Source organism: Pseudomonas panipatensis (genome assembly GCF_900099785.1).
GTDB lineage: Bacteria > Pseudomonadota > Gammaproteobacteria > Pseudomonadales > Pseudomonadaceae > Pseudomonas > Pseudomonas panipatensis.
Window position 1 is genome coordinate 409,271 of sequence record NZ_FNDS01000001.1, and the last position, 22,479, is coordinate 431,749.

Below are 22,479 nucleotides of genomic sequence, written 5' to 3' on the forward strand. Positions count from 1 at the left end.
ATGACATGGCAACACTCGAACTGCGCAACCTGCACAAGTCCTACGGCAACGGCCTGGCGGACACCCTCAAGTCGATCGACCTGTCGATCGACTCCGGCGAATTTCTCATCCTGGTCGGCCCGTCCGGCTGCGGCAAATCCACCCTGATGAACTGCATCGCCGGCCTGGAGGACGTCACCGGCGGCGGTATCCTGGTCGATGGCCAGGACATCAGTGGCATGAGCCCGAAGGATCGCGACATCGCCATGGTGTTCCAGTCCTACGCGCTGTACCCGACCATGAGCGTGCGCGAGAACATCGCCTTCGGCCTGAAGATCCGCAAGATGCCCCGGGCCGCCATCGATGAAGAGGTGGCGCGGGTCGCCAAGCTGCTGCAGATCGAGCACCTGCTCGAACGCAAGCCCGCGCAGCTTTCCGGCGGCCAGCAGCAGCGCGTGGCCATGGGCCGGGCGCTGGCGCGGCGACCGAAGATCTACCTGTTCGACGAACCGCTGTCGAACCTCGACGCCAAGCTGCGCGTGGAGATGCGCACCGAAATAAAGTTGATGCACCAGCGCCTGAAGACCACCACCGTCTACGTGACCCACGACCAGATCGAGGCCATGACCCTGGGCGACAAGGTCGCGGTGATGAAGGACGGCATCGTCCAGCAGTTCGGCACCCCGCAGCAGATCTACAACGACCCGGCGAACCTGTTCGTCGCCAGCTTCATCGGTTCGCCGCCGATGAACTTCGTCCCGCTGCGCGTGCAGCGTCAGGGCGGCCAACTGCTCGGTCTGCTGGACAGCGGCCAGGACCGTTGCCAGTTGCCGCTGGCCCTGGGCGACGAGATCGCCGAGGGCCGCGAACTGATCCTCGGCCTGCGCCCGGAGCAGATCGTCATCGCCGAGGCCGGCAGCAATGGCCTGAGCGATGTGCGCGCGGAAGTCGAGGTGATCGAACCGACCGGCCCGGACACCCTGGCCTTCGTCACCCTCAACGGCGCCAAGGTCTGCTGCCGCCTGGCGCCCGACGCCGCGCCGGCGGTGGGGGCGACCCTGCAGCTGCGCCTCGATCCGGCGCGCGTGCTGCTGTTCGACGCGCAGAGCGGCGAGCGCCTGCGCGCCGCGCCGGGCGGCACGGGGGAGACCAAGGTGACGCCGCTGGCGCGACATAAACACTGACTGCCCGAGACCCATGGAACTGCCTGTTATGCCTACATCGACGAGGAGCCGGTACATGCACAAGAACAACAAGATCATGGCTTGCCTGATTGCCCTGAGCGCTGCCGGGCTGAGTGGCCTGGCGCAAGCCGACGAGGCCTTTTCCGCCGACTCCCGCTGGGGCTTGGGGGATTGGGGCGGCAGCCGCACCGAGCTGCTGGAAAAGGGCTACGACTTCAAGCTGGACTACGTCGGCGAGGCCGCGGCGAACCTCGGCGGTGGCTACGACAACGACAAGACCGCGCGCTACACCGATCAGTGGGCGCTGGGCACTCACCTCGATCTGCAGAAGATCCTCGGCTGGAACGCCGCCGAGTTCCAATTCAGCGTAACCGAGCGCAGCGGGCGCAACCTGTCGAATGACCGCGTCAGCGATCCGCGCGCCGGCCAGCTCAGCTCGGTGCAGGAAGTCTGGGGGCGCGGCCAGACCTGGCGTCTGACCCAGATGTGGTACAAGCAGCAGTTCCTCGACGGCGCGCTGGACGTGAAGTTCGGCCGCTTCGGCGAGGGCGAGGACTTCAACAGCTTCCCCTGCGACTTCCAGAACCTGGCCTTCTGCGGCTCGCAGGTGGGCAACTGGGTCGGCGGCATCTGGTACAACTGGCCGGTCAGCCAGTGGGCGATGCGCGTGAAGTACAACATCGATCCGCAGTGGTTCGTGCAGGTCGGCGCCTTCGAGCAGAACCCCTCGGAGCTGGAGACCGGCAACGGCTTCAAGCTCAACACCAGCGGCACCAAGGGTGCCATCCTGCCGCTGGAAGTGGTCTGGCAGCCCAAGCTCGGCGCCCGCCAACTGCCCGGCGAATACCGCCTGGGCTATTACTACAGCAGCGCCAAGGCCGACGATGTCTACGAGGACGTCAATGGCGATCCACAGCCGCTCACCGGCAAGGACTTCAAGTCCCACGGCAGCAAGCACGGCTGGTGGGTGGTGGCGCAGCAGCAGGTCACCGCGCACAACGGCGACGCCGCGCGCGGGCTCAGCCTGTTCGCCAACTTCACCGTGCACGACCAGGCGACCAATACGGTGGATAACTACCAGCAGGTCGGCCTGGTCTACAAAGGCTTGTTCGATGGCCGCCCGAAAGACGACATCGGCCTGGGCCTGGCGCGTATCCACATCAACGACGATGTCACCCAGCGCCAGCAGTTGAGCAACGCGGTCAGTGGCATCGACGATTACGCCAATCCGCTGTACCAGCCGGTGCAGCACAGCGAGTACGACGCCGAGCTGTACTACGGCGTGCATGTCACCAACTGGCTGACCGTGCGGCCGAACCTGCAGTACGTGAAGCATCCGGGCGGCGTCTATGAGGTGGATAACGCCGTGGTCGCCGGCCTGAAGATCCAGACGAGCTTCTGATTTCCCAGCGACATTCTCCTGCGGTTGTCACCTTCGGCCCGTCCGCGTCGCGCGACGGGCCTTTTTTCGTTGGCTGCGTCCAGGGGGGGGCTGGCGCTGTCGGAGCCTATTGATCTGTAGGAAAAAATCCACACATGGCGCTGGGTTTCTATACTTTTCAGGGTAGAATCTGGGCCTTTTTCGCGCCATGTAGTAAAACTACATAACTGTCATGCCCGGAGTGTCCGGGAAGGGATTGAGCTAGGACATCCGGACAATGCTTGAGCATCCGCTACAGCGTTTCTTTCATTCCATGCGGGCCAAGCGGCCATTCGACTGGGTGCGCTTCCAGCGCCGCGATCTGCTACTGATCGATCACCCCCTGTGCCAGGCGGTATTCAGCCGCCAGGGCGCGCAACTCCTGCATTTCCAGCCGCAAGGCGAGCGCCCGCTGCTGTGGTGCGCCAGCGAATGGCCGGCGTTGAGCACGGCGCCGATTCGCGGCGGCATTCCGGTCTGCTGGCCCTGGTTCGGCAGCCATCCCAGCGAAACCGACTGGCCACCGCATGGCTGGGCGCGCCAGCGCGAATGGCGCCTGCTGGATGCCCATGCCGATGAAAGCCAGGTGGTGGTGAGCTGGCAACTGGATATCGAGGATTGGCACATCCGCCTCGACGCCCGCCTGGGGCGCGAGCTGGAAATCGAGTTGTGCAGCTACCACGAGGACGACAGCGACTGTCTGTTCAGCTTCGCCCTGCAACCCTACTGGCGGGTCGCATCGTTGCGCCGCACCCTGGTCCACGGGATGGAGTTGGAGAGTGCACAGGGCGGGCGCGCGGCCGTGCGCCTGCCGAATACTTGGACGCCGCGCGGCGCGGTGAAGCAGGTGCTGTACAACACCGGGTCGCTGGTCATCGAGGATGCCGGCTGGCAGCGCCGCCTGCGGATCGACAAGAACGCCGCCGCCGGCAGCGTCATCTGGCATCCGGGCAGCCGCCAGGTGGAGCAGGTGGAACCGGGCGAAGTGGAACGCTTTCTCTGCGTCGGCGCCGCCGGCTACCGCCCGGGTGGCCTGATCCTGGCCCAGGGCGAACGCATGCGCCTGCGCCTGCACGCCGGACTGGTGTGACGGCAAGATCGCCTTGGGCGGGGCGGGTGTTCCGTCCGGCGAATTCGCTCAGTCGTCCTCGTCCAGCTGGAAGCGCGTCGGCACCAGGCTTTCCTTGATCCTGCGCAGGTGCGGCTGGAAGTCCACGCCGCGGCGCAGGGTCACGCCGGTGGCCAGCACGTCGAGCACGGTCAGTTGGATGATCCGCGAGGTCATCGGCATATAAATGTCGGTGTCTTCCGGCAGCGGGATATCCAGGGTCAGGGTGCAGGCGCGGGCCAGGGGCGAGCCGGCGGCGGTCAGGCCGAGCACCGAGGCGCCGTTCTCCCGCGCCAGGCGCGCCACCTCCACCAGCTCGCGGGTGCGTCCGGTGTAGGAAATCACCACGAAGAGGTCGCCGGTGTGCGCCACCGAGGCGATCATCCGCTGCATCAGCACATCGCTTTGCGCCGCCACCGCCAGGTTGAAGCGGAAGAACTTGTGCTGCGCGTCGAGCGCCACCGAACTGGACGCGCCGAGGCCGAAGAAGTGGATCTGCCGCGCCTGGATCAGCAGGTCCACGGCGCGGTCCACCGCGCGCGGGTCGAGCAGTTTGTAGGCACTGTCCAGCGAGGCGATGGTGCTGCTGAAGATCTTCCGGGTGTATTCCTGCGGCCCGTCGTTCTCGGCGACCGCCTGGGTGACGAAGGCCGCGCCGCTGGCCAGGCTCTGCGCCAACTGGATCTTCAGCTCCGGGTAGCCGCTCATGTCGAAGGAACGGCAGAAGCGGTTCACCGTCGGTTCGCTGACGGCGGCGGCCTGGGCCAGCGCGGCGATGCTGAAGCGGGTGGCCTGCTGCGGATTCTGCAGTATCACTTCGGCGACTTTGCGTTCCGCCTTGTTCAGTTCTTCCAGGCGGGACTGGATCTGCTCCAGCAGGTTCTTCATCCGAACTCCTTGGTGCGCCAAAACGGCAGTCGATCGGCCGCGGTCTTGCCTGCGGCCAGCGGCGCTATCCTAACGTCAGGTCGGCAGGTGACCAACAGTGCCGCGTTCCGGGAAAAATATGTTGTTTAATTACTACATATTTGCCTTAATAACGGCGTGGATGGCTCAATACTACTCAATATTTGGTTGGTAACAACAAATGCCTGATGTCCGCGTTCTGCCTTGCACCCTGGCGCTGTTCGGCGCGCTCGGCGATCTCGCCCTGCGCAAGCTGATTCCCGCCCTCTACCAACTCGATCGCGAAGGTCTGCTGCACAGCGAGACCCGCATCCTCGCCCTGGCGCGCGAGGATGGCGATGCCGGCGCACACCTGGCGGTCATCGAGAAACGCCTGCGCCTGGCCGTGCCGGCGCGCGAGTGGGACGATCCGGTGTGGCGCCGCTTCCGCGAGCGCCTGAGCTACCTGAGCATGGATTTCCTCGATGCCCAGTCCTATGCCGCCTTGCAGGCCGCGGTGCCTGACGAGCTGCCCTTGGTGGCCTACTTCGCCACCCCGGCGGCGGTCTATGGCGGTATCTGCGAGAACCTCGCCGCCGTCGGCCTGGCCGAGCGTACCCGGGTGGTCCTGGAGAAGCCCATCGGCCACGACCTGGAGTCCTCGCGCGAAGTCAACGAGGCGGTAGCGCGCTTCTTCCCGGAAAACCGCATCTACCGGATCGACCATTACCTGGGCAAGGAGACGGTGCAGAACCTGATCGCCCTGCGCTTCGCCAACAGCCTGTTCGAGACCCAGTGGAACCAGAATCACATCTCCCACGTCGAGATCACCGTGGCCGAGAAGGTCGGCATCGAAGGCCGCTGGGGCTACTTCGACCAGGCCGGCCAGTTGCGCGACATGGTGCAGAACCACCTGCTGCAACTGCTCTGCCTGATCGCCATGGACCCGCCCAGCGATCTGTCCGCCGACAGCATCCGCGATGAGAAGGTCAAGGTGCTGCGCGCGCTCGAGCGCATCGCGCCGGAGCAACTGGCCAGCCGTGTGGTGCGCGGCCAGTACACCGCCGGCTTCATCGACGGCAAGGCGGTGCCCGGTTACCTGGAAGAGGAACACGCCAACCAGATGAGCGGCGCCGAGACCTTCGTCTCGCTGCGCGTCGACATCCGCAACTGGCGCTGGTCCGGCGTGCCTTTCTATCTGCGCACCGGCAAGCGCATGCCGCAGAAGCTGTCGCAGATCGTCATCCACTTCAAGGAACCGCCGCATTACATCTTCGCGCCGGAACAGCGCGCGCTGATCAGCAACCGCCTGATCATCCGCCTGCAGCCGGACGAAGGCATCTCGCTGCAAGTGATGACCAAGGACCAGGGGCTGGGCAAGGGCATGCAATTGCGCACCGGCCCGCTGCAACTGAGTTTCTCCGAAGCCTTCCAGGCCGCGCGGGTGCCGGACGCCTACGAGCGTCTGCTGCTGGAAGTGATGCAGGGCAATCAGTACCTGTTCGTGCGCAAGGACGAAGTGGAGTTCGCCTGGAAGTGGTGCGATCACCTGATCGCCGGTTGGGAGCGTCTCGGCGATGCGCCCAAGCCGTATCCGGCGGGAACCTGGGGGCCGCAAGCGGCCGTGGCATTGATCGCCCGAGACGGGAGGGACTGGTATGGCGACCATTGATCTGAATTTGCCGGCCGGCGTGCGCTGGACGGCCTGGGAAAGCCCGGTGGCGCAGGCCCGTGGCCTGGCCGCCCAGGTGGCGGAACAGTTGCGCGCGGCGCTGGCCGAACGGGGCCATGCGCTGCTGGCGGTTTCCGGCGGACGTAGCCCGGTGGCCTTCCTCGAGGCCCTGAGCGGCGAGGCGCTGGACTGGAGCCGGGTCAGCGTGACCCTGGCCGACGAGCGCTGGGTGCCGGAATCGCATCCGGACAGCAATGCCGGCCTGGTGCGTCGCCACCTGCTCAAGGGCGCGGCGGCCAATGCGCTGTTCTGCGGCCTGTATCACGCCGCTGCCAGCCTGGACGAGGCGGCAGCGATCGCCGATCGGCAGATCGGCGAGCTGCCGCTGCCCATCGACGTACTGGTGCTGGGCATGGGCGACGACGGTCATACCGCTTCGCTGTTCCCTGCCAGCCCGGGGCTGCCCGAGGCGCTCGACCCGGCGTCCGCTCGCCGCTGCCTGCCGGCCTGGGCGCCGAGCGTGCCGCGTCAGCGTCTGACCCTGAGCCGCGCGCTGCTGGCCGCGTCACGGGTGCAACTGCTGGCGATTCAGGGCGATGGCAAGCTGGCCACCCTGAAGGCCGCGCTCGCCGCCGATGACGAGCAGCGCATGCCGGTGCGTGCCTTCCTGCGTGCGCCCCTGTCGATCCACTGGTGCCCTTGAGGCGCGGAGTTTTTGCAAGATGACCAGCCCTGAACAACACATCCAGCGAATCGATGCCATTGCCGCGCGCGCGCGCATCCTGCCGGTGATCACCATCGAGCGCGAGGCCGACATCCTGCCCATGGCCGATGCCCTGGCCGCCGGTGGCATCACGGTTCTGGAAGTGACCCTGCGCACCTCGCTGGGCCTGGCCGCCATCCGCCTGCTGGCAGAGCAGCGCCCGCAGTTGTGCGTCGGCGCCGGCACCATTCTCGACCCGCAGACCTTCCGCCAGGCCGAAGAGGCCGGCGCGCAGTTCATCGTCACGCCCGGTTGCACCGACGAATTGCTGCAGTACGCCGTCGGACGCGATATTCCGCTGCTGCCGGGCGTCGCCACCGCGTCGGAGATCATGGCCGCCTACCGCCACGGCCTGCGTCGCTTCAAGCTGTTCCCGGCCAAGGTCTGTGGTGGCGTGGAAGCGCTCAAGGCCTTCGGCGGCCCGTTCCCCGAGGTGCGTTTCTGCCCGACCGGAGGCGTCGGCCCGGACAACCTCAACGATTACTACCGCCTGGACAACGTGATGTGCGTCGGCGGCAGCTGGATGCTGCCCAAGGCCGCACTGGCCAGCGGCGACTGGGCCGCGGTCGAGCGCCTGTCGCGCGAGGCCCTGGCGTTGCTCGAATCACACTGAGCTGTCCCGTATGGACATGCCCGGCCCTCGCGCCGGGCTTTTTTATGTCGGGCTGGTACGCCATCGTCGGATGGCCCCGAACGAGGCGACGCCCAGCGCTCGCCGGCCGTCCCGCGCGCACTCGATCCAGCCTAGGGCCGGGCATTGGCGTCGAGGTAATGCCGCAGGCGCTCCTGCAGGTAGGGCACCGCCTGTCGGTGGTTCAGGTACTCGGCCACGTCCATCAGCCGCCAGTACTGCCCTTCGTCGCCGAAACGGATGCCGCGGAACTCCGCCGGTGTCAGGCGGGCCACCAGGAACCAGGCCCAGGGCGCCGGGCCGTGGGTGCTGCGGTAGCACCGCTGCCATTCGATGCGTTCATCGCCCAGGCGGATGGCGAATTCCTCCTGCAGTTCACGCAGGGCGCATTCGGCGGGGCTCTCGTCGCCCTCGCGGCCGCCGCCGGGGAAGTCCCAGCAGTCGGGGTAGGGGATATCGGGTTTGGCGTCGCGGCGGTAGACCACCAGGCGCCCGGCGTGGAACAGCGCCAGTTTGGCGCCGGTGAATGCGGATTCGTCGTCCATGGGATTCCTCGTGGCATGAGGGCGCGGCGCGGCCCGTGGAAAAGCGGCTAGGCTTTAGCGATCACGGACAGTGCGTTGCCGTGCCCGAGCGCGTATGATGCGCGACCTTTTTCTTCGTTGCATGACACACCGGGAGGTGCCCAGATGAACGACACGCACGAAAACCCAGAACTCACCCCTATCCCCGTCGGCGAAAAGCTGCAGAAAGTCCTCGCCCGCATGGGCGTTGGCTCGCGCCGCGACGTCGAGGCCTGGATCGAGGAAGGTCGGGTCAAGGTGAATGGCGCGGTCGCCACCCTCGGCCAGCGCGTTGAAGCCCAGGATGCCATCGCCGTCGACGATCGCCTGCTCAAGCGCGAGCAAAGCGAAGAGCACGTGCGCCGCGTGCTGATTTACAACAAGCCGGAAGGCGAAGTCTGCACCCGCGACGACCCGGAAGGCCGCCCGACCGTGTTCGAGCGCCTGCCGCGCCTGCGCAGTGGCCGCTGGATCAATGTCGGCCGCCTCGACATCAACACCACGGGCCTGCTGCTGTTCACCACCGACGGTGAGCTGGCCAACCGCCTGATGCACCCGTCCTACGAGATGGACCGCGAATACGCGGTGCGTGTGCGTGGCGAAGTCGACGAAGCCATGATCGAACGCCTGAAGACCGGCGTGATGCTGGAAGACGGTCCGGCCAAGTTCAGTGACATTCAGGAAGCGCCCGGCGGCGAAGGCTTCAACCACTGGTATCACGTGGTGGTGATGGAAGGCCGCAACCGTGAAGTGCGCCGCCTGTGGGAATCCCAGGGCGTGGTGGTGAGCCGTCTGAAGCGCGTGCGCTTCGGCCCGGTATTCCTCACCTCCGAGCTGACCATGGGGCGCTGGCGCGAGATGGATCAGCGCGAAATCGACATCCTCAGCGAGGAAGTCGGCCTCAAGCCGGTGGCCCTGCCGAACCTGTCCGGCAAGGCCATGGAGAAGCTCGAACGCCAGCAGCGCAAGCTGGCCAAGCCGCTGGCCCGCAGCGAGCGTCCGGATGCCGGCCGCAATCGCGGCCCGCGCAAGGAACAGGCCGAGGGCGAGCGCCCGCGCCGCGCACCGCGTCCTGGTGCCAGCGAGCGTCCGGCCCGCGCTTCGCGCGACGAGGCCGCCGCAGGTCGTGCGCCGCGTCCGGCCGGCGAGCGTCCGGTTCGTGCACCGCGTGGCGAGGGTGCCGAAGGTCGCGCACCGCGTCCGTCGCGTCCGGCCGCTGAGCGTCCGGCGCGTGCCCCGCGTGGCGAGGCTGGCGAGGGGCGTGCACCGCGCGCGCCGCGTCAGGATTCTGCCGGTGGTCGTCCGGCCCGCGCACCGCGTCCGGCTGATCGCCAGCAGGGTGCACCGCTGGCCGAGCGTCCGAGCGATGTGAACCGCAAGCGTCCGGCCAAGCCGCGTGACGAGCGCGACGAGCGGCCGAGCAAGCCGGTTGCGCGCAAGCCGGTGGTCAAGCGCCGCCCGCAGCCTGCCGGCGACGGTATGCGCCCGGGCTTCAAACGCTGAGGGCAGCGATGTGAAAAAGGGGCCGAAAGGCCCCTTTTTCATTGGCTTGGCAAACCTTCCCGGGGAGCGGCCGGCCAACTGGCGAATCCACTCCTGGTCGCCTGCCTGGCGTTCGCCTTGCCGCTGGGCGCCAGCGGTTGCTCGACGGGGCGCGCTTGTCGCGCTGTTGCTCGGTATTGCTGAGCCTGGTGGGGCGGGGCTTTGCAGGTGGAGGTCGGCCAGCTCTACGCGCGCCTGAGCGCGCTCTAAGTCCGACTCAGCTGGCGCAGGCGAGCCGATTGCGGCCGTCGCGCTTGGCGGCATACAGCGCCATGTCGGCACGGTGCAGCAGGTCGTCGACGCTCTCGCCGGGAATCAGCGTGGCGCAGCCGAGGCTGATGGACAGTGGGACGCGCTTTTCGTCGATCAGGAACGGCAGTTCCTCCACGGCGTTGCGCAGGCGCTCGCCGACCTGGATGGCGCTGCTGCCGGGGGTGTTGGAAAGCAGCACGAGGAATTCCTCGCCGCCGAAGCGGAACACCATGTCGACATTGCGCAGGCTGGCCTTGATCGCCATGGCCACGGCGCGCAGCGCTTCGTCGCCGCTGCTATGGCCGAACTCGTCGTTGATGCGTTTGAAGTGATCGAGGTCGAGCATGAGGATCGACAGCGGCTGCAGGTTGCGCCGGGCCAGCTCCACTTCGCGGCTCATTGCCTGGTCCATGGCGATGCGGTTGCCGGTGCCGGTCAGGGCGTCGCGCAGGGCGGTCTGGATCGCCGCGCGGTACAGCAGGGCGTTGCGCAGCGGGTAGAGCAGGCTGGCGATCAGGCTTTCCAGTTGGCCGAGTTCGGTTTCGCTGAACGGGTGGCGACGGCGGAAGCTGAGTTCACCCAGGTACTCGCCGGAATGGGTCAGGCGGTAGCCAGCGCAATGGTTGGCGGATTCGCCGAACTCCAGGCGCAGGTCGGCTCCGCTGTGTTGGTAGCTGAGGTAGTCCAGTGGCACCAGTGCCTGAATTTCCCGGAAGAACAGGGCGAGGATGCGGTCGGCCTCGAGGCTGGTCTGCAGCTGCGTGCTCAGTTGGCGGCGCAGGTCGGCCAGACTGATCTGTCGCTTGCCGCGCAGGGGATTATCGCCAAGGCCCAGACGTTGGAGTTTGGCGGAGTCGAAATCGATGGTGTTGGACGGTTTGGTCGGGGCCATGACGCGAGGCAACCTCTGGCGCGGAATACGGCGACAGTAAGGGCTGAGCGATTTTCGTGCCAACCCGCGAAAAGTTCTGCAGATCCTGGCAAGAGACCGGCTGGCGCGGGCTTGGTTCCATCGATGGAAGAATAGCTGGCGAAGCGAGATGCCAAAATGATGGCGCTTTCCTGGTGGGTATCGGGGGAGAGCGGGCGGGCGAGGTCGGAAAACCGGCGAAGCGGCCGGGGTGGCCGCTTCGCGCTGGCGTCAGTCCTGGGCGTTGAAGGCCTGGCCGTTGACGCCGATGCTGTCCGGCCCCATCAGGTACAGGTAGACCGGCATGATGTCGTCGGGTAGCGGATTGTTGAAGGGGTTCTCGCCCGGATAGGCGTGGGCGCGCATGCCGGTGCGGGTGGCGCCGGGGTTGACGCTGTTGGCGCGGACCGTGCTGGTGCCGTCGCACTCGTCGGCGAGTACCTGCATCAGGCCTTCGGTGGCGAACTTGGATACCGCATAGGCGCCCCAGTAGGCACGGCCCTTACGTCCGACGCTGCTGGAGGTGAAGATCACCGAGGCATCGCTGGCCAGCTTGAGCAGCGGCAGCAGGGTGCTGGTGAGCATGAACATGGCGTTGACGTTGACCTGCATGACGCGCATGAAGTTATCCCCGGAGATCTGCTCGATCGGCGAGCGCAAGCCGAGGATCGAGGCGTTGTGCAGCAGGCCATCGATCTTGCCGAACTCGTTCTCCAGGGTGGCCGCCAGTTCGTCGTACTGGTGCGCCAGGGCGGTTTCCAGGTTGAACGGGATGACCGCCGGCTGCGGGTGTCCCGCGGCCTCGATCTGGTCGTAGACCTCGTTGAGGTTTTCCTCGGACTTGCCCAGCAGCAGCACGGTGGCGCCGTGGGCGGCAAAGGTCCGCGCGGCGGCGGCGCCGATGCCCCGGCCGGCGCCGGTGACCAGGATCACCCGGTCCTTGAGCAGGTCGGGGCGGGCGGAATATTGAAACATCAGGGTCTCCTTCGCAGGGGCGCGCCTCAGGCGGCGCTCCTCAAGAAAAAGCTGGGAAAAAACCGTGGGCCGCGCACACTGGCGGCTGCCGCTTGCCGCTTGCCGCTTGCCGCTTGCCGCTTGCCGCTTGCCGCTTGCCGCTTGCCGCTCAGCAGCCGCAGAGCGCGCGGTCGAGGACGGCGAGCAGTTCCAGCGGGTGGTCGACGATCACATCGGCACCCCAGTGGGCAGGGTTGTCCTCGGGGTGGATGTAGCCGTAGCGCACGGCCGCGGTCTTGGTGCCGGCGGCGCGACCGGACTCGATATCGCGCAGGTCGTCACCGATGAACAGCACCTGCGCCGGGTCGATGCCCAGCCGTTCGCAGGCCAGCAGCAAGGGCTCCGGGTCGGGTTTGCTGCGCGTCACGTGATCCGGGCAAATGAGGATCGCCGAGCGTTCGGCCAGCCCCAGTTGCTGCATCATCGGCTCGGCGAAGCGTACTGGCTTGTTGGTCACCACGCCCCAGATCAGCCGGGCTTTCTCGATGCTTTCCAGCAGTTCGGGAATACCGTCGTAGGGGCGGGTGAACACCGCGCAGTGATCCTGGTAGCGGTCGAGGAACTCCTGGCGCAGGTCTTCGAAGCCGGGGGCTTGCGGGTCCATGTCGAAGGCCGCGGCGACCATGGCGCGGGCGCCGCCGGACACCACGTCGACGATGCGCTGCTCGGCCACCGCCGGACGGCCGTGGGCGCCGAGCATCGCCTGGCAGACGGCAACGAAGTCCGGCGCGGTGTGCAGCAGGGTGCCGTCCATGTCGAAGAGAACCGCTCTGAGCTGCATCCGCTTCATTCCTCGCGAAGGGTCTGGATCATGTAGTTGACGTCGACGTCATCGCTCAGCTTGTAGTGCTTGGTCAGCGGGTTGTAGGTCAGGCCGACGATGTCCTTGACCGCCAGCCCGGCATCGCGCGACCAGGCGCCGAGCTCCGAGGGGCGGATGAATTTCTTGAAGTCGTGGGTGCCGCGCGGCAGCAGGCGCATCACGTATTCGGCGCCGACGATGGCGAACAGGTAGGCCTTGGGATTGCGGTTGATGGTGGAGAAGAACACCTGGCCGCCGGGCTTGACCATGCTGCAGCAGGCGCGGATCACCGAGGCCGGGTCGGGAACGTGTTCGAGCATTTCCAGGCAGGTCACCACATCGAACTGGGCGGGCATTTCCTCGGCCAGTTGTTCGGCGGTGATGCGCCGGTATTCCACCGGTACGCCGGACTCCAACTGATGCAGTTGGGCCACGGCCAGCGGCGCTTCGCCCATGTCGATGCCGAGGACGCTGGCGCCGCGCTGGGCCATCGCCTCGCTGAGGATGCCGCCGCCGCAGCCGACGTCGAGCACCTTCTTGCCGGCCAGGCCGACGCGCTCGTCGATCCAGTTGACGCGCAGCGGGTTGATGTCGTGCAGCGGTTTGAATTCGCTCTCACGGTCCCACCAGCGATGGGCGAGGGCCTCGAATTTGGCGATCTCGGCGTGGTCGACGTTGCTCATGGCTTACCTTCGTTCAGAATCTTCATTGGGAAACGCGGGCGCACAGTCTGGCTATGATGCCAGCTTCGTGCGCCCGATAGGGCGCCGCATGACAGATTGTCGCAGCCGCGCCCCTGTCTGTCGGGATATTCAGGCGCCGGCGATGCGCCGCCCCCATTCTCCTGCCGCCGCCGCCAGGCGGCCTTCGTCCAGGCGCGTCAGGCGACCGCTGTCGAGCAGTTGCTTGCCACCCACCCAGAGATGACGCACGCAGTCGCGAGCGCTGGCGTAGATCAATTGCGAAACCGGCTCGTACACCGGCTGCTGAGCCAGCCCGGAGAGGTCGAAGGCAACCAGGTCGGCGGCCTTGCCCACTTCCAGCGAGCCGATTTCCTGTTCCAGGCCCAGGGCGCGGGCGCCGTTGAGGGTGGCCATGCGCAGTGCGCGGTGGGCGTCGAGGGCTGTCGCCTGGCCGGCCACGGCCTTGGCCAGCAAGGCCGCAGTGCGGGTTTCGCCGAGCAGGTCGAGGTCGTTGTTGCTGGCCGCGCCGTCGGTTCCGATGGCGACATTGACCCCGGCTTGCCAGAGGCGCTCCACCGGGCAGAAGCCGCTGGCCAGCTTGAGGTTGGATTCCGGGCAGTGGATCACCGAGGTATTGGTTTCCACCAGCAAGGCCAGGTCCTCGTCGCTCACCTGAGTCATGTGGACGGCCTGGAAGCGCGGCCCCAGCAGGCCGAGGCGGTGCAGGCGGGCCAGCGGGCGTTCGCCGCTCTGCTCCAGCGCCTGCTGTACCTCGAAGGCGGTCTCGTGGACATGCATCTGGATGCAGGCGTCCAGTTCCTCGGCGAGCATCAGCACGTTTTCCAGCTTGTCGTCGCTGACCGTGTAGGGCGCGTGCGGACCGAAGGCGACGCGGATGCGTGGGTGATGCTTGAGGTCGTCGTGCAGCGCCACGCCCTGGCGGATGGCTTCCTCGGCATCACGCGCGCCGGGCATCGGGAAGTTCAGCACCGGCACGCAGATCTGCGCGCGAATGCCAGCATCGTGGACCGCCGCGCAGGTCACCTTGGGGTGGAAGTACATGTCCGAGAAACAGGTGATGCCACCCTTGAGTTGCTCGGCGATGGCCAGTTCGGCGCCGGTACGGACGAAATCCTCGTCGACCCACTTGGCCTCGGCCGGCCAGATGTGTTCTTGCAGCCAGGTCATCAGCGGCAAATCGTCGGCCAGGCCGCGGAACAGACTCATGGCGGCATGCCCGTGGGCGTTGATCAGGCCCGGTGCGAGCAGCATGCCCGGCAGTTCGCGGATTTCCGCGGCCGGATGGCGCAGGGCTTCGCTGCGCGGGGCGAGGAGGGCGATGCGGCCTTCGCGGATGCCCAGGGCGTGGTCGCGCAGGACGACGCCGGCGGGTTCTACCGGAACGATCCAGGTCGGCAGCAGAAGCAGGTCGAGAGGGGCTTTGGCTTCGGGCATGGGCGCATCCTGGGCGCTTGGGTGGGAGCGCGGCAGTATACCCGAGCGTCATGGGCTCCGGCTCGTTATACTCGGCCGTTTTCCCGGGGTGTTTCCCGGTTTCTGCACGGCTCGGCCACTTCGATGGCGCGGCCTGAACCTGAATCGAGTGAAGAGGTGTTCCATGCGTGAGCGACTGTTGGCGGCCGAGCGGGTGACGGCCATTGATTGGCGCAACGGGACCCTCCGGTTGCTGGACCAGCGCCTGCTGCCGCTGGAAGAAGTCTGGCTGTCCTACGACAGCGCCGAAGGCGTGGCCGATGCGATTCGCCAGATGGTGGTGCGCGGTGCGCCGGCCATCGGCATCAGCGCGGCCTACGGCCTGGTGCTCGGGCTGCGTGCGCGCCTGCTTGCCGGCGGCGACTGGCGCGCCGCGCTGGAGGACGATTTCGATGTGCTGTCCGAGTCGCGGCCGACCGCGGTCAATCTGTTCTGGGCGCTGAATCGGATGCGCGAGCGCCTGGATCGTCTGAAACCGACCGACGATCCGCTGCAGGTGCTCGAAGCCGAGGCCATCGCCATCCACGAAAGCGATCGCGAGGCCAATCTGACCATGGCTCAGCTCGGCGTCGAGCTGATCCGCAAGCAGCACAGCGGGCCGCAGAAGGTCCTTACCCATTGCAATACCGGCGCCCTGGCCACTGGCGGGTTTGGCACTGCCCTGGGGGTGATCCGCGCGGCGCACCTGGAGGGGCTGATCGAGCGCGTCTACGCCGATGAGACCCGTCCGTGGCTGCAGGGCGCCCGCCTGACCGCCTGGGAGCTGGCCAACGAAGGCGTGCCTGTGACCCTGAATGCCGACGCCGCGGCGGCGCATCTGATGAAGACCGAGAGCATCACCTGGGTGATCGTTGGCGCCGACCGCATCACGGCCAACGGCGACGTGGCGAACAAGATCGGTACCTATCAGTTGGCGGTCAACGCCATGCACCATGGTGTGCGTTTCATGGTGGTGGCGCCCAGTTCGACCATCGACATGAGCCTGGAAAGCGGCGAGGACATTCCCATCGAGGAGCGCGACGGTCGCGAGCTGCTGGAGATCGGCGGCAAGCGCGTGGCGGCCGAGGTGGAGGCCTACAACCCGGTGTTCGATGTGACGCCGGCGGACCTGATCGACGCTATCGTGACCGAGCGCGGTGTGGTCGAGCGTCCGGATGCCGAGCGCATGGCTCAGTTGATGAGCCGCAAGCGCCTGCACTGAGGCATTGCCGAGGTTAGGCGTTGAAGCAGGCTTGTGGTAATCTCCGACGGTTCTTCGGGGGGGCTTTTTTTAGCCCCCGCGGTAGCGCGGATCACTGACCTAAGTCGTTGATTTGTTGTGAGTCGGTGGCGTTTTGATAGCGCCGACGCACTCCGCCGGGCTCGGGATGGGCGAGGCGGAGTTCCATCTGAAAAAAGGAACCAGGCTTCTCATGGGCGAACTGGCCAAAGAAATCCTCCCGGTCAACATCGAAGACGAACTCCGACAGTCCTACCTCGATTACGCCATGAGCGTGATCGTCGGTCGTGCCCTGCCCGATGCACGCGACGGCCTGAAGCCGGTGCATCGCCGCGTGCTCTACGCCATGAGCGAGCTGGGCAACGACTGGAACAAGCCCTACAAGAAGTCCGCCCGTGTGGTCGGTGACGTCATCGGTAAATACCACCCGCACGGCGACACCGCGGTGTACGACACCATCGTGCGCATGGCCCAGCCCTTCTCGCTGCGCTACATGCTGGTGGATGGCCAGGGCAACTTCGGTTCGGTGGACGGCGACAACGCCGCGGCCATGCGATACACCGAAGTGCGCATGGCCAAGCTGGCCCATGAACTGCTCGCCGACCTGGACAAGGAAACCGTCGACTGGGTGCCCAACTACGACGGCACCGAGCAGATCCCGGCAGTCATGCCGACCAAGATCCCCAACCTGCTGGTCAACGGTTCCAGCGGTATCGCCGTGGGCATGGCGACCAACATCCCGCCGCACAACCTCAGTGAAGTCATCGATGGCTGCCTGGCGTTGATGGACAACCCCGAGCTGACCGTCGACGAGTTGATGCAGTACATCCCCGGCCCGGACTTCCCGACCGCCGGCATCATCAACGGTCGTGCCGGCATCATCGAGGCATACCGTACCGGCCGTGGCCGCATCTACATCCGTGCCCGCGCCGAAATCGAGGACATGGAAAAGGGCGGCAATCGCCAGCAGATCATCATCACCGAGCTGCCCTACCAGCTGAACAAGGCGCGCTTGATCGAGAAGATCGCCGAGCTGGTGAAAGAGAAGAAGATCGAGGGCATCACCGAGCTGCGCGACGAGTCCGACAAGGACGGCATGCGCGTGGTCATCGAACTGCGCCGTGGTGAAGTCGGCGAGGTGGTGCTGAACAACCTCTACGCCCAGACCCAGTTGCAGAGCGTCTTCGGTATCAACGTGGTGGCCCTGGTCGATGGCCAGCCGCGCACGATGAACCTCAAGGACATGCTCGAAGTCTTCGTCCGTCACCGTCGCGAAGTGGTGACCCGGCGGACCGTCTTCGAGCTGCGCAAAGCCCGTGAGCGCGGGCATATCCTTGAAGGCCAGGCGGTCGCGCTGTCGAACATCGATCCGGTGATCGAGCTGATCAAGGCCTCGCCGACCCCGGCCGAAGCCAAGGAGCGCCTGATCGCCACCGCCTGGGAATCCAGCGCCGTGGAGGTCATGGTCGAGCGCGCCGGCGCCGATGCCTGCCGCCCCGAGGACCTGGACCCGCAGTACGGTCTGCGCGACGGCAAGTATTACCTGTCGCCGGAACAGGCCCAGGCCATCCTCGAATTGCGCCTGCACCGTCTGACCGGTCTGGAGCACGAGAAGCTGCTCTCCGAGTATCAGGAAATCCTCAACCTGATCGGCGAACTGATCCGCATCCTGACCAACCCGCAGCGTCTGATGGAAGTCATCCGCGAGGAGCTGGAGAAGGTCAAGGCCGAGTTCGGCGACGCCCGCCGTACCGAGATCGTCGCGTCCCAGGTGGACCTGACCATTGCCGACCTGATCACCGAAGAAGAGCGCGTGGTGACCATTTCCCACGGCGGCTACGCCAAGTCCCAGCCGCTGGCCGCCTACGAGGCGCAGCGTCGCGGTGGCAAGGGCAAGTCGGCGAGCGGCGTCAAGGATGAGGACTACATCGAACACCTGCTGGTCGCCAACAGCCACGCGACCCTGCTGCTGTTCTCCAGCAAGGGCAAGGTCTACTGGCTGCGCACCTTCGAGATTCCCGAGGCTTCGCGTACCGCCCGTGGCCGTCCGCTGGTGAACCTGCTGCCGCTGGACGAGGGCGAGCGCATCACCGCGATGCTGCAGATCGACCTGGAAGCCGTGCGGGCGCAGTTCGCCGGTGAAGAGGGCGATGACGATGACGTGGTCGCCGAGCAGGTCGCCGAAGTGGTCGAGGTCGAAGAGGCGGAAGAGGGCGACGAGTCCGACTTCAGCCAGGACGAGCCGACCGGCGCCTATATCTTCATGGCTACCGCCAAGGGCACCGTGAAGAAGACACCGCTGATCCAGTTCACCAAGCCGCGCTCCAACGGCCTGATCGCGCTGAAGCTGGAAGAGGGCGATTCGCTGATCGCCGCTGCCATCACCGACGGCTCGAAGGACGTGATGATGTTCTCCGATGCCGGCAAGGTGGTGCGCTTCAAGGAAAGCAAGGTGCGCATCATGGGCCGTGCCGCCCGCGGCGTGCGCGGCATGCGTCTGGGCGAAGGCCAGCGCATCATCTCCATGCTGATCCCCGAGCGCGACGCACAGATCCTCACGGCGTCCGAACGCGGTTACGGCAAGCGTTCGCCGCTGGCTGACTACCCGCGCCGTGGCCGTGGCGGCCAGGGTGTGATCGCCATGGTGATCAACGAGCGTAACGGCAATCTGGTCGGTGCCATCCAGGTTCTCGATGGCGAGGAAATCATGCTGATTTCCGACCAGGGCACCCTGGTGCGCACCCGTGTAGACGAAGTCCGCAGCCTGGGCCGCAACACCCAGGGCGTGATTCTGATCAAGCTGGCCGCCGACGAGACCCTGGTGGGTCTGGAGCGCGTCCAGGAGCCCTCCGTGGCCGACGATGAAGTAATCGAAGGCGAGGTGCTGGACGACGAACAGCTGGACGACACCCAAGCAAGCGAAGCCGCGGCGACGGAAGAGCCGCAGGCCAGCGAAGACTGATTAGCGAGAGTAGATGTGAGCAAGCGAGCCTATAACTTCTGCGCCGGTCCGGCGGCGCTTCCCACCGAGGTACTGGAACGCGCCCGGGACGAACTGCTCGATTGGCAGGGCAAGGGTCTGTCGGTCATGGAGATGAGCCACCGTAGCGACGAATACGTGGCCATCGCCGAGAAGGCCGAGCAGGACCTGCGTGACCTGCTGAGCATCCCGTCGAACTACAAGGTGCTGTTCCTCCAGGGTGGCGCCAGTCAGCAGTTCGCCGAGATTCCGCTGAACCTGCTGCCGGAAGACGGCGTGGCCGATTATGTCGAGACCGGCATCTGGTCGAAGAAGGCCATCGAAGAGGCTCGCCGTTTCGGCAACGTCAACGTGGTCGCCAGCGCGAGCCAGTACGACTACTTCGCCATTCCCGGACAGAACGAGTGGAACCTGACTCCGGGCGCCGCCTATCTGCACTATGCCTCCAACGAAACCATCGGTGGCCTGGAGTTCGACTGGGTGCCGGAAGCTGGCGACGTGCCGCTGGTGGTGGACATGTCCTCGGACATCCTCTCGCGGCCGATCGATGTCTCCCGCTTCGGCCTGATCTACGCCGGCGCGCAGAAGAACATCGGCCCGTCCGGGCTGGTGGTGGTCATCGTCCGTGAGGATCTGCTGGGCCGTGCCCGCAGCATCTGCCCGACCATGCTCAACTACAAGATCGCTGCCGACAACGGCTCCATGTACAACACCCCGGCGACCTATTCCTGGTACCTCTCCGGCCTGGTTTTCCAGTGGCTGAAGGATCAGGGTGGCGTCGAGGCCATGGAGAAGCGCAACCGGGCGAAGAAAGACCTGCTGTACAAGGCCATCGACGCCAGCGAGTTCTACACCAACCCGATCCAGCCGAGCGCTCGCTCCTGGATGAACGTGCCGTTCCGCCTGGCCGACGAGAAGCTCGACAAGGCCTTCCTCGTCGGTGCCGAGGCTCGCGGTCTGCTCAACCTCAAGGGTCACCGTTCGGTGGGCGGCATGCGTGCCTCCATCTATAACGCCCTGGGTCTGGATGCCGTCGAGGCGCTGGTGGCCTACATGGCCGAGTTCGAGAAGGAGCACGGCTGATGAGCGACGCTGACCAGCTCAAGGCGTTGCGTGTCCGCATCGACAGCCTCGACGAGAAGATCCTCGAGCTGATCAGCGAGCGCGCGCGCTGCGCCCAGGACGTGGCACGGGTGAAGATGCAGTCGCTGCCCGAAGGCGAGAAGCCGGTGTTCTACCGCCCCGAGCGCGAAGCATGGGTGCTCAAGCACATCATGGAGCTGAACAAGGGGCCGCTGGACAACGAAGAGATCGCGCGGTTGTTCCGCGAGATCATGTCCTCCTGCCTGGCCCTGGAGCAGCCGCTCAAGGTCGCCTATCTCGGCCCCGAGGGCACCTTCACCCAGGCGGCCGCGCTCAAGCACTTCGGCCACGCGGTGATCAGCACGCCGATGACCGCGATTGACGAGGTGTTCCGCGAGGTCGCCGCTGGCGCGGTGAACTTCGGCGTGGTGCCGGTGGAAAACTCCACCGAAGGCGCGGTGAACCACACCCTCGACAGCTTCCTCGAGCACGACATGGTGATCTGCGGCGAAGTCGAGCTGCGCATCCACCATCACCTGTTGGTTGGCGAGAACACCAAGACCAGCAATATCACTCGTATCTATTCCCATGCGCAGTCCCTGGCGCAGTGCCGCAAGTGGCTCGACGCGCACTATCCGAACGTCGAGCGCGTGGCGGTCTCCAGCAATGCCGATGCGGCCAAGCGGGTGAAGAGCGAGTGGAACTCGGCCGCCATCGCCGGCGACATGGCGGCCAGCCTGTATGGCCTGGAAAAGCTGTACGAGAAGATCGAGGACCGTCCCGACAACTCCACGCGCTTCCTCATCATCGGTAGCCAGGAAGTGCCGCCGACCGGCGACGACAAGACCTCGATCATCGTCTCCATGCGCAACAAGCCGGGCGCCCTGCACGAGCTGCTGGTGCCGTTCCACAACAACGGCATCGACCTGACGCGCATCGAGACGCGTCCGTCGCGCAGCGGCAAGTGGACCTACGTGTTCTTCATCGACTTCGTCGGCCACCACAAGGATCCGCTGATCAAGGACGTGCTGGAGAAGATCAACAGCGAATCCGTGGCGCTCAAGGTGCTAGGTTCGTATCCGAAGGCGGTACTGTAAACACAGTCGCGAGCGACAAGCCTCAGGCCGCGAGTGGGATGGGGCTTTGCTTGTGGCTTGCGCCCTGAAGCTTGAGGCTTTTCTATGAGTTGCGATTTCCTCGCCCTGGCCCAGCCGGGTGTACAGAAACTCTCGCCCTACGTGCCGGGCAAGCCGGTCGACGAACTGGCGCGCGAGCTGAACCTCGACCCGGCGAACATCGTCAAGCTGGCCAGCAACGAGAATCCGCTGGGCCCGAGCGCCAAGGTGCTCGAGGCGATCCGTGGCGAGCTGGCGGAAATGACCCGCTATCCGGATGGCAACGGCTTCGAGCTGAAGAGCAAGCTGGCGGCGCGCTGCGGCGTGACCACCGCCCAGGTGACCCTGGGTAACGGCTCCAACGACATTCTCGATCTGGTCGCGCGCGCCTACCTCGCGCCGGGCCTGAACGCGGTATTCAGCCAGTACGCCTTCGCCGTCTACCCGATCTCCACCCAGGCCGTCGGTGCCGAGGGGCGGGCGGTGCCGGCCAAGGACTGGGGGCATGACCTGGACGCCATGTTGGCGGCCATCGATGGCAACACGCGCGTGGTGTTCGTCGCCAATCCGAACAACCCCACCGGCACCTGGTTCGGTCCTGACGCCCTGGAGCGCTTCCTCGCCCGTGTCCCGGAAAACGTTCTGGTGGTGCTGGACGAGGCCTACATCGAGTATGCCGAAGGCGACGAGCTGCCCGATGGCCTGAAATACCTGGCCGCACATCCCAATCTGCTGGTCTCGCGGACCTTCTCCAAGGCCTATGGCCTGGCCTCGCTGCGTGTCGGCTACGCGATTTCCTCGGCGCAAGTCGCCGATGTGCTGAATCGCGTGCGTCAGCCATTCAACGTCAACAGCCTGGCCCTGGCGGCCGCCTGTGCGGCGCTGGACGATGCCGAGTACCTGGCTGAAGGCAAGCGCATCAATGACGCCGGTATGCAGCAGTTGCAGGACGGACTGCGTGCTCTGGGCCTGGCCTGGATTCCGTCGAAAGGCAACTTCCTGGCCGTCGACCTGCGGCGCGACGCCGGCCCGGTCTACCAGGCGCTCCTGGCGGAAGGCGTGATCGTCCGGCCGGTGGCTGGCTACGGCATGCCCCAGCACCTGCGCATCTCCATCGGCTTGCCGGAAGAGAATGCCCGCTTCCTCGACGCGCTGGCCAAGGTGCTCGCCCGTGGCTGAT

The 22,479-nt window shown here is 66.0% G+C and carries 19 protein-coding genes; 12 read left to right on the forward strand and 7 right to left on the reverse strand.

Translation table 11 applies throughout. The annotated features are described in order from the left end of the window. Positions 1-5: 5 nt before the first annotated feature. The 3 genes from BLQ74_RS01975 (at position 6) to BLQ74_RS01985 (ending at position 3,673) form a co-directional block, all read left to right on the forward strand. On the forward strand, positions 6-1,163 hold the full coding sequence (locus BLQ74_RS01975) for an ABC transporter ATP-binding protein (RefSeq protein WP_090260322.1): 1,158 nt from the start codon (positions 6-8) through the stop codon (positions 1,161-1,163). Positions 1,164-1,218: 55 nt separating this feature from the next. Further along, the gene (locus BLQ74_RS01980; RefSeq protein ID WP_090260324.1) at positions 1,219-2,565 is read left to right on the forward strand and encodes a carbohydrate porin; all 1,347 of its coding nucleotides are present in this window, start codon (positions 1,219-1,221) and stop codon (positions 2,563-2,565) included. A gap of 256 nt (positions 2,566-2,821) precedes the next feature. Further along, positions 2,822-3,673: a D-hexose-6-phosphate mutarotase gene (locus BLQ74_RS01985; RefSeq protein ID WP_090260325.1), complete on the forward strand. Its 852-nt coding sequence runs from the start codon at positions 2,822-2,824 to the stop codon at positions 3,671-3,673. A 48-nt stretch (positions 3,674-3,721) separates the two neighbouring features. On the opposite strand, the gene BLQ74_RS01990 is transcribed toward BLQ74_RS01985, so the two are convergent. Beyond that, complete coding sequence (locus BLQ74_RS01990; RefSeq protein ID WP_090260327.1) at positions 3,722-4,579, reverse strand: MurR/RpiR family transcriptional regulator; 858 nt, start codon at positions 4,577-4,579, stop codon at positions 3,722-3,724. Positions 4,580-4,778: 199 nt separating this feature from the next. On the opposite strand from BLQ74_RS01990, the gene zwf reads away from it, so the two are divergent. The 3 genes from zwf to BLQ74_RS02005 are packed head-to-tail and all read left to right on the forward strand — an operon-like array spanning position 4,779 to position 7,624. Further along, positions 4,779-6,248 (forward strand): glucose-6-phosphate dehydrogenase, encoded by a 1,470-nt coding sequence (zwf, locus tag BLQ74_RS01995; protein ID WP_090260329.1) that lies wholly within the window; start codon positions 4,779-4,781, stop codon positions 6,246-6,248. Beyond that, the gene (pgl, locus tag BLQ74_RS02000) at positions 6,235-6,951 is read left to right on the forward strand and encodes a 6-phosphogluconolactonase (protein WP_090260332.1); all 717 of its coding nucleotides are present in this window, start codon (positions 6,235-6,237) and stop codon (positions 6,949-6,951) included. Before zwf ends, pgl begins: the two co-directional genes overlap by 14 nt. 19 nt (positions 6,952-6,970) lie before the next feature. Beyond that, positions 6,971-7,624, forward strand: a complete 654-nt coding sequence (locus BLQ74_RS02005; RefSeq protein ID WP_090260334.1) for a bifunctional 4-hydroxy-2-oxoglutarate aldolase/2-dehydro-3-deoxy-phosphogluconate aldolase — start codon at positions 6,971-6,973, stop codon at positions 7,622-7,624. A gap of 131 nt (positions 7,625-7,755) precedes the next feature. Here BLQ74_RS02005 and BLQ74_RS02010 read toward each other — a convergent pair whose 3' ends face one another. After that, positions 7,756-8,187 carry an NUDIX hydrolase gene (locus BLQ74_RS02010; protein ID WP_090260336.1) on the reverse strand — a complete coding sequence of 144 codons (432 nt, stop codon included), beginning with the start codon at positions 8,185-8,187 and terminating at the stop codon, positions 7,756-7,758. Positions 8,188-8,331: 144 nt separating this feature from the next. Here BLQ74_RS02010 and rluB point away from each other — a divergent pair, with 144 nt between their 5' ends. After that, positions 8,332-9,708 (forward strand): 23S rRNA pseudouridine(2605) synthase RluB, encoded by a 1,377-nt coding sequence (gene rluB / locus BLQ74_RS02015; protein WP_090260338.1) that lies wholly within the window; start codon positions 8,332-8,334, stop codon positions 9,706-9,708. Positions 9,709-9,964: 256 nt separating this feature from the next. Here the strand turns inward: rluB and BLQ74_RS02020 are convergent, their stop codons facing one another. The 5 genes from BLQ74_RS02020 to BLQ74_RS02040 all read right to left on the reverse strand — a co-directional run bounded on the left by BLQ74_RS02020 (position 9,965) and on the right by BLQ74_RS02040 (position 14,863). Then, positions 9,965-10,891, reverse strand: a complete 927-nt coding sequence (locus tag BLQ74_RS02020) for a GGDEF domain-containing protein (protein ID WP_090260340.1) — start codon at positions 10,889-10,891, stop codon at positions 9,965-9,967. A gap of 249 nt (positions 10,892-11,140) precedes the next feature. Next, positions 11,141-11,884 carry a YciK family oxidoreductase gene (locus BLQ74_RS02025; protein ID WP_090260342.1) on the reverse strand — a complete coding sequence of 248 codons (744 nt, stop codon included), beginning with the start codon at positions 11,882-11,884 and terminating at the stop codon, positions 11,141-11,143. Positions 11,885-12,032: 148 nt separating this feature from the next. Next, the gene (gene mupP / locus BLQ74_RS02030) at positions 12,033-12,713 is read right to left on the reverse strand and encodes an N-acetylmuramic acid 6-phosphate phosphatase MupP (RefSeq protein WP_090260344.1); all 681 of its coding nucleotides are present in this window, start codon (positions 12,711-12,713) and stop codon (positions 12,033-12,035) included. Continuing rightward, on the reverse strand, positions 12,710-13,408 hold the full coding sequence (ubiG, locus tag BLQ74_RS02035) for a bifunctional 2-polyprenyl-6-hydroxyphenol methylase/3-demethylubiquinol 3-O-methyltransferase UbiG (RefSeq protein WP_090260346.1): 699 nt from the start codon (positions 13,406-13,408) through the stop codon (positions 12,710-12,712). The genes mupP and ubiG overlap by 4 nt, the downstream gene beginning before the upstream one ends. Positions 13,409-13,537: 129 nt before the next feature. Further along, positions 13,538-14,863: a TRZ/ATZ family hydrolase gene (locus BLQ74_RS02040; protein ID WP_090260348.1), complete on the reverse strand. Its 1,326-nt coding sequence runs from the start codon at positions 14,861-14,863 to the stop codon at positions 13,538-13,540. Positions 14,864-15,026: 163 nt separating this feature from the next. On the opposite strand from BLQ74_RS02040, the gene mtnA reads away from it, so the two are divergent. From mtnA to hisC, 5 genes are all read left to right on the forward strand, one after another. Next, positions 15,027-16,103 (forward strand): S-methyl-5-thioribose-1-phosphate isomerase, encoded by a 1,077-nt coding sequence (mtnA, locus tag BLQ74_RS02045; protein ID WP_090260351.1) that lies wholly within the window; start codon positions 15,027-15,029, stop codon positions 16,101-16,103. 211 nt (positions 16,104-16,314) lie between these two features. Next, complete coding sequence (gene gyrA / locus BLQ74_RS02050) at positions 16,315-19,083, forward strand: DNA gyrase subunit A (RefSeq protein WP_090260353.1); 2,769 nt, start codon at positions 16,315-16,317, stop codon at positions 19,081-19,083. Positions 19,084-19,098: 15 nt separating this feature from the next. Beyond that, the gene (gene serC, locus BLQ74_RS02055; protein ID WP_090260355.1) at positions 19,099-20,184 is read left to right on the forward strand and encodes a 3-phosphoserine/phosphohydroxythreonine transaminase; all 1,086 of its coding nucleotides are present in this window, start codon (positions 19,099-19,101) and stop codon (positions 20,182-20,184) included. After that, positions 20,184-21,281: a prephenate dehydratase gene (gene pheA / locus BLQ74_RS02060; protein WP_090260357.1), complete on the forward strand. Its 1,098-nt coding sequence runs from the start codon at positions 20,184-20,186 to the stop codon at positions 21,279-21,281. Before serC ends, pheA begins: the two co-directional genes overlap by 1 nt. A gap of 84 nt (positions 21,282-21,365) precedes the next feature. Further along, a complete protein-coding gene (gene hisC, locus BLQ74_RS02065) occupies positions 21,366-22,478 on the forward strand; it encodes a histidinol-phosphate transaminase (protein WP_090260359.1) in 1,113 nt (370 codons plus the stop codon). The last annotated feature ends 1 nt before the right edge of the window (position 22,479 follow it).

What these genes read in the sequence shown, in the direction of transcription:
- BLQ74_RS01975 (WP_090260322.1), top strand. Translation starts at nt 6, where the DNA reads ATGGCAACACTCGAACTGCGCAACCTGCACAAGTCCTACGGCAACGGC.
- pheA (WP_090260357.1), top strand. Translation starts at nt 20,184, where the DNA reads ATGAGCGACGCTGACCAGCTCAAGGCGTTGCGTGTCCGCATCGACAGC.
- BLQ74_RS02010 (WP_090260336.1), bottom strand. Translation starts at nt 8,187, where the DNA reads ATGGACGACGAATCCGCATTCACCGGCGCCAAACTGGCGCTGTTCCAC.
- BLQ74_RS01990 (WP_090260327.1), bottom strand. Translation starts at nt 4,579, where the DNA reads ATGAAGAACCTGCTGGAGCAGATCCAGTCCCGCCTGGAAGAACTGAAC.
- pgl (WP_090260332.1), top strand. Translation starts at nt 6,235, where the DNA reads ATGGCGACCATTGATCTGAATTTGCCGGCCGGCGTGCGCTGGACGGCC.
- BLQ74_RS01985 (WP_090260325.1), top strand. Translation starts at nt 2,822, where the DNA reads ATGCTTGAGCATCCGCTACAGCGTTTCTTTCATTCCATGCGGGCCAAG.
- BLQ74_RS02040 (WP_090260348.1), bottom strand. Translation starts at nt 14,863, where the DNA reads ATGCCCGAAGCCAAAGCCCCTCTCGACCTGCTTCTGCTGCCGACCTGG.
- rluB (WP_090260338.1), top strand. Translation starts at nt 8,332, where the DNA reads ATGAACGACACGCACGAAAACCCAGAACTCACCCCTATCCCCGTCGGC.
- zwf (WP_090260329.1), top strand. Translation starts at nt 4,779, where the DNA reads ATGCCTGATGTCCGCGTTCTGCCTTGCACCCTGGCGCTGTTCGGCGCG.
- mupP (WP_090260344.1), bottom strand. Translation starts at nt 12,713, where the DNA reads ATGAAGCGGATGCAGCTCAGAGCGGTTCTCTTCGACATGGACGGCACC.
- mtnA (WP_090260351.1), top strand. Translation starts at nt 15,027, where the DNA reads ATGCGTGAGCGACTGTTGGCGGCCGAGCGGGTGACGGCCATTGATTGG.
- gyrA (WP_090260353.1), top strand. Translation starts at nt 16,315, where the DNA reads ATGGGCGAACTGGCCAAAGAAATCCTCCCGGTCAACATCGAAGACGAA.
- BLQ74_RS02020 (WP_090260340.1), bottom strand. Translation starts at nt 10,891, where the DNA reads ATGGCCCCGACCAAACCGTCCAACACCATCGATTTCGACTCCGCCAAA.
- BLQ74_RS02025 (WP_090260342.1), bottom strand. Translation starts at nt 11,884, where the DNA reads ATGTTTCAATATTCCGCCCGCCCCGACCTGCTCAAGGACCGGGTGATC.
- ubiG (WP_090260346.1), bottom strand. Translation starts at nt 13,408, where the DNA reads ATGAGCAACGTCGACCACGCCGAGATCGCCAAATTCGAGGCCCTCGCC.
- BLQ74_RS02005 (WP_090260334.1), top strand. Translation starts at nt 6,971, where the DNA reads ATGACCAGCCCTGAACAACACATCCAGCGAATCGATGCCATTGCCGCG.
- hisC (WP_090260359.1), top strand. Translation starts at nt 21,366, where the DNA reads ATGAGTTGCGATTTCCTCGCCCTGGCCCAGCCGGGTGTACAGAAACTC.
- BLQ74_RS01980 (WP_090260324.1), top strand. Translation starts at nt 1,219, where the DNA reads ATGCACAAGAACAACAAGATCATGGCTTGCCTGATTGCCCTGAGCGCT.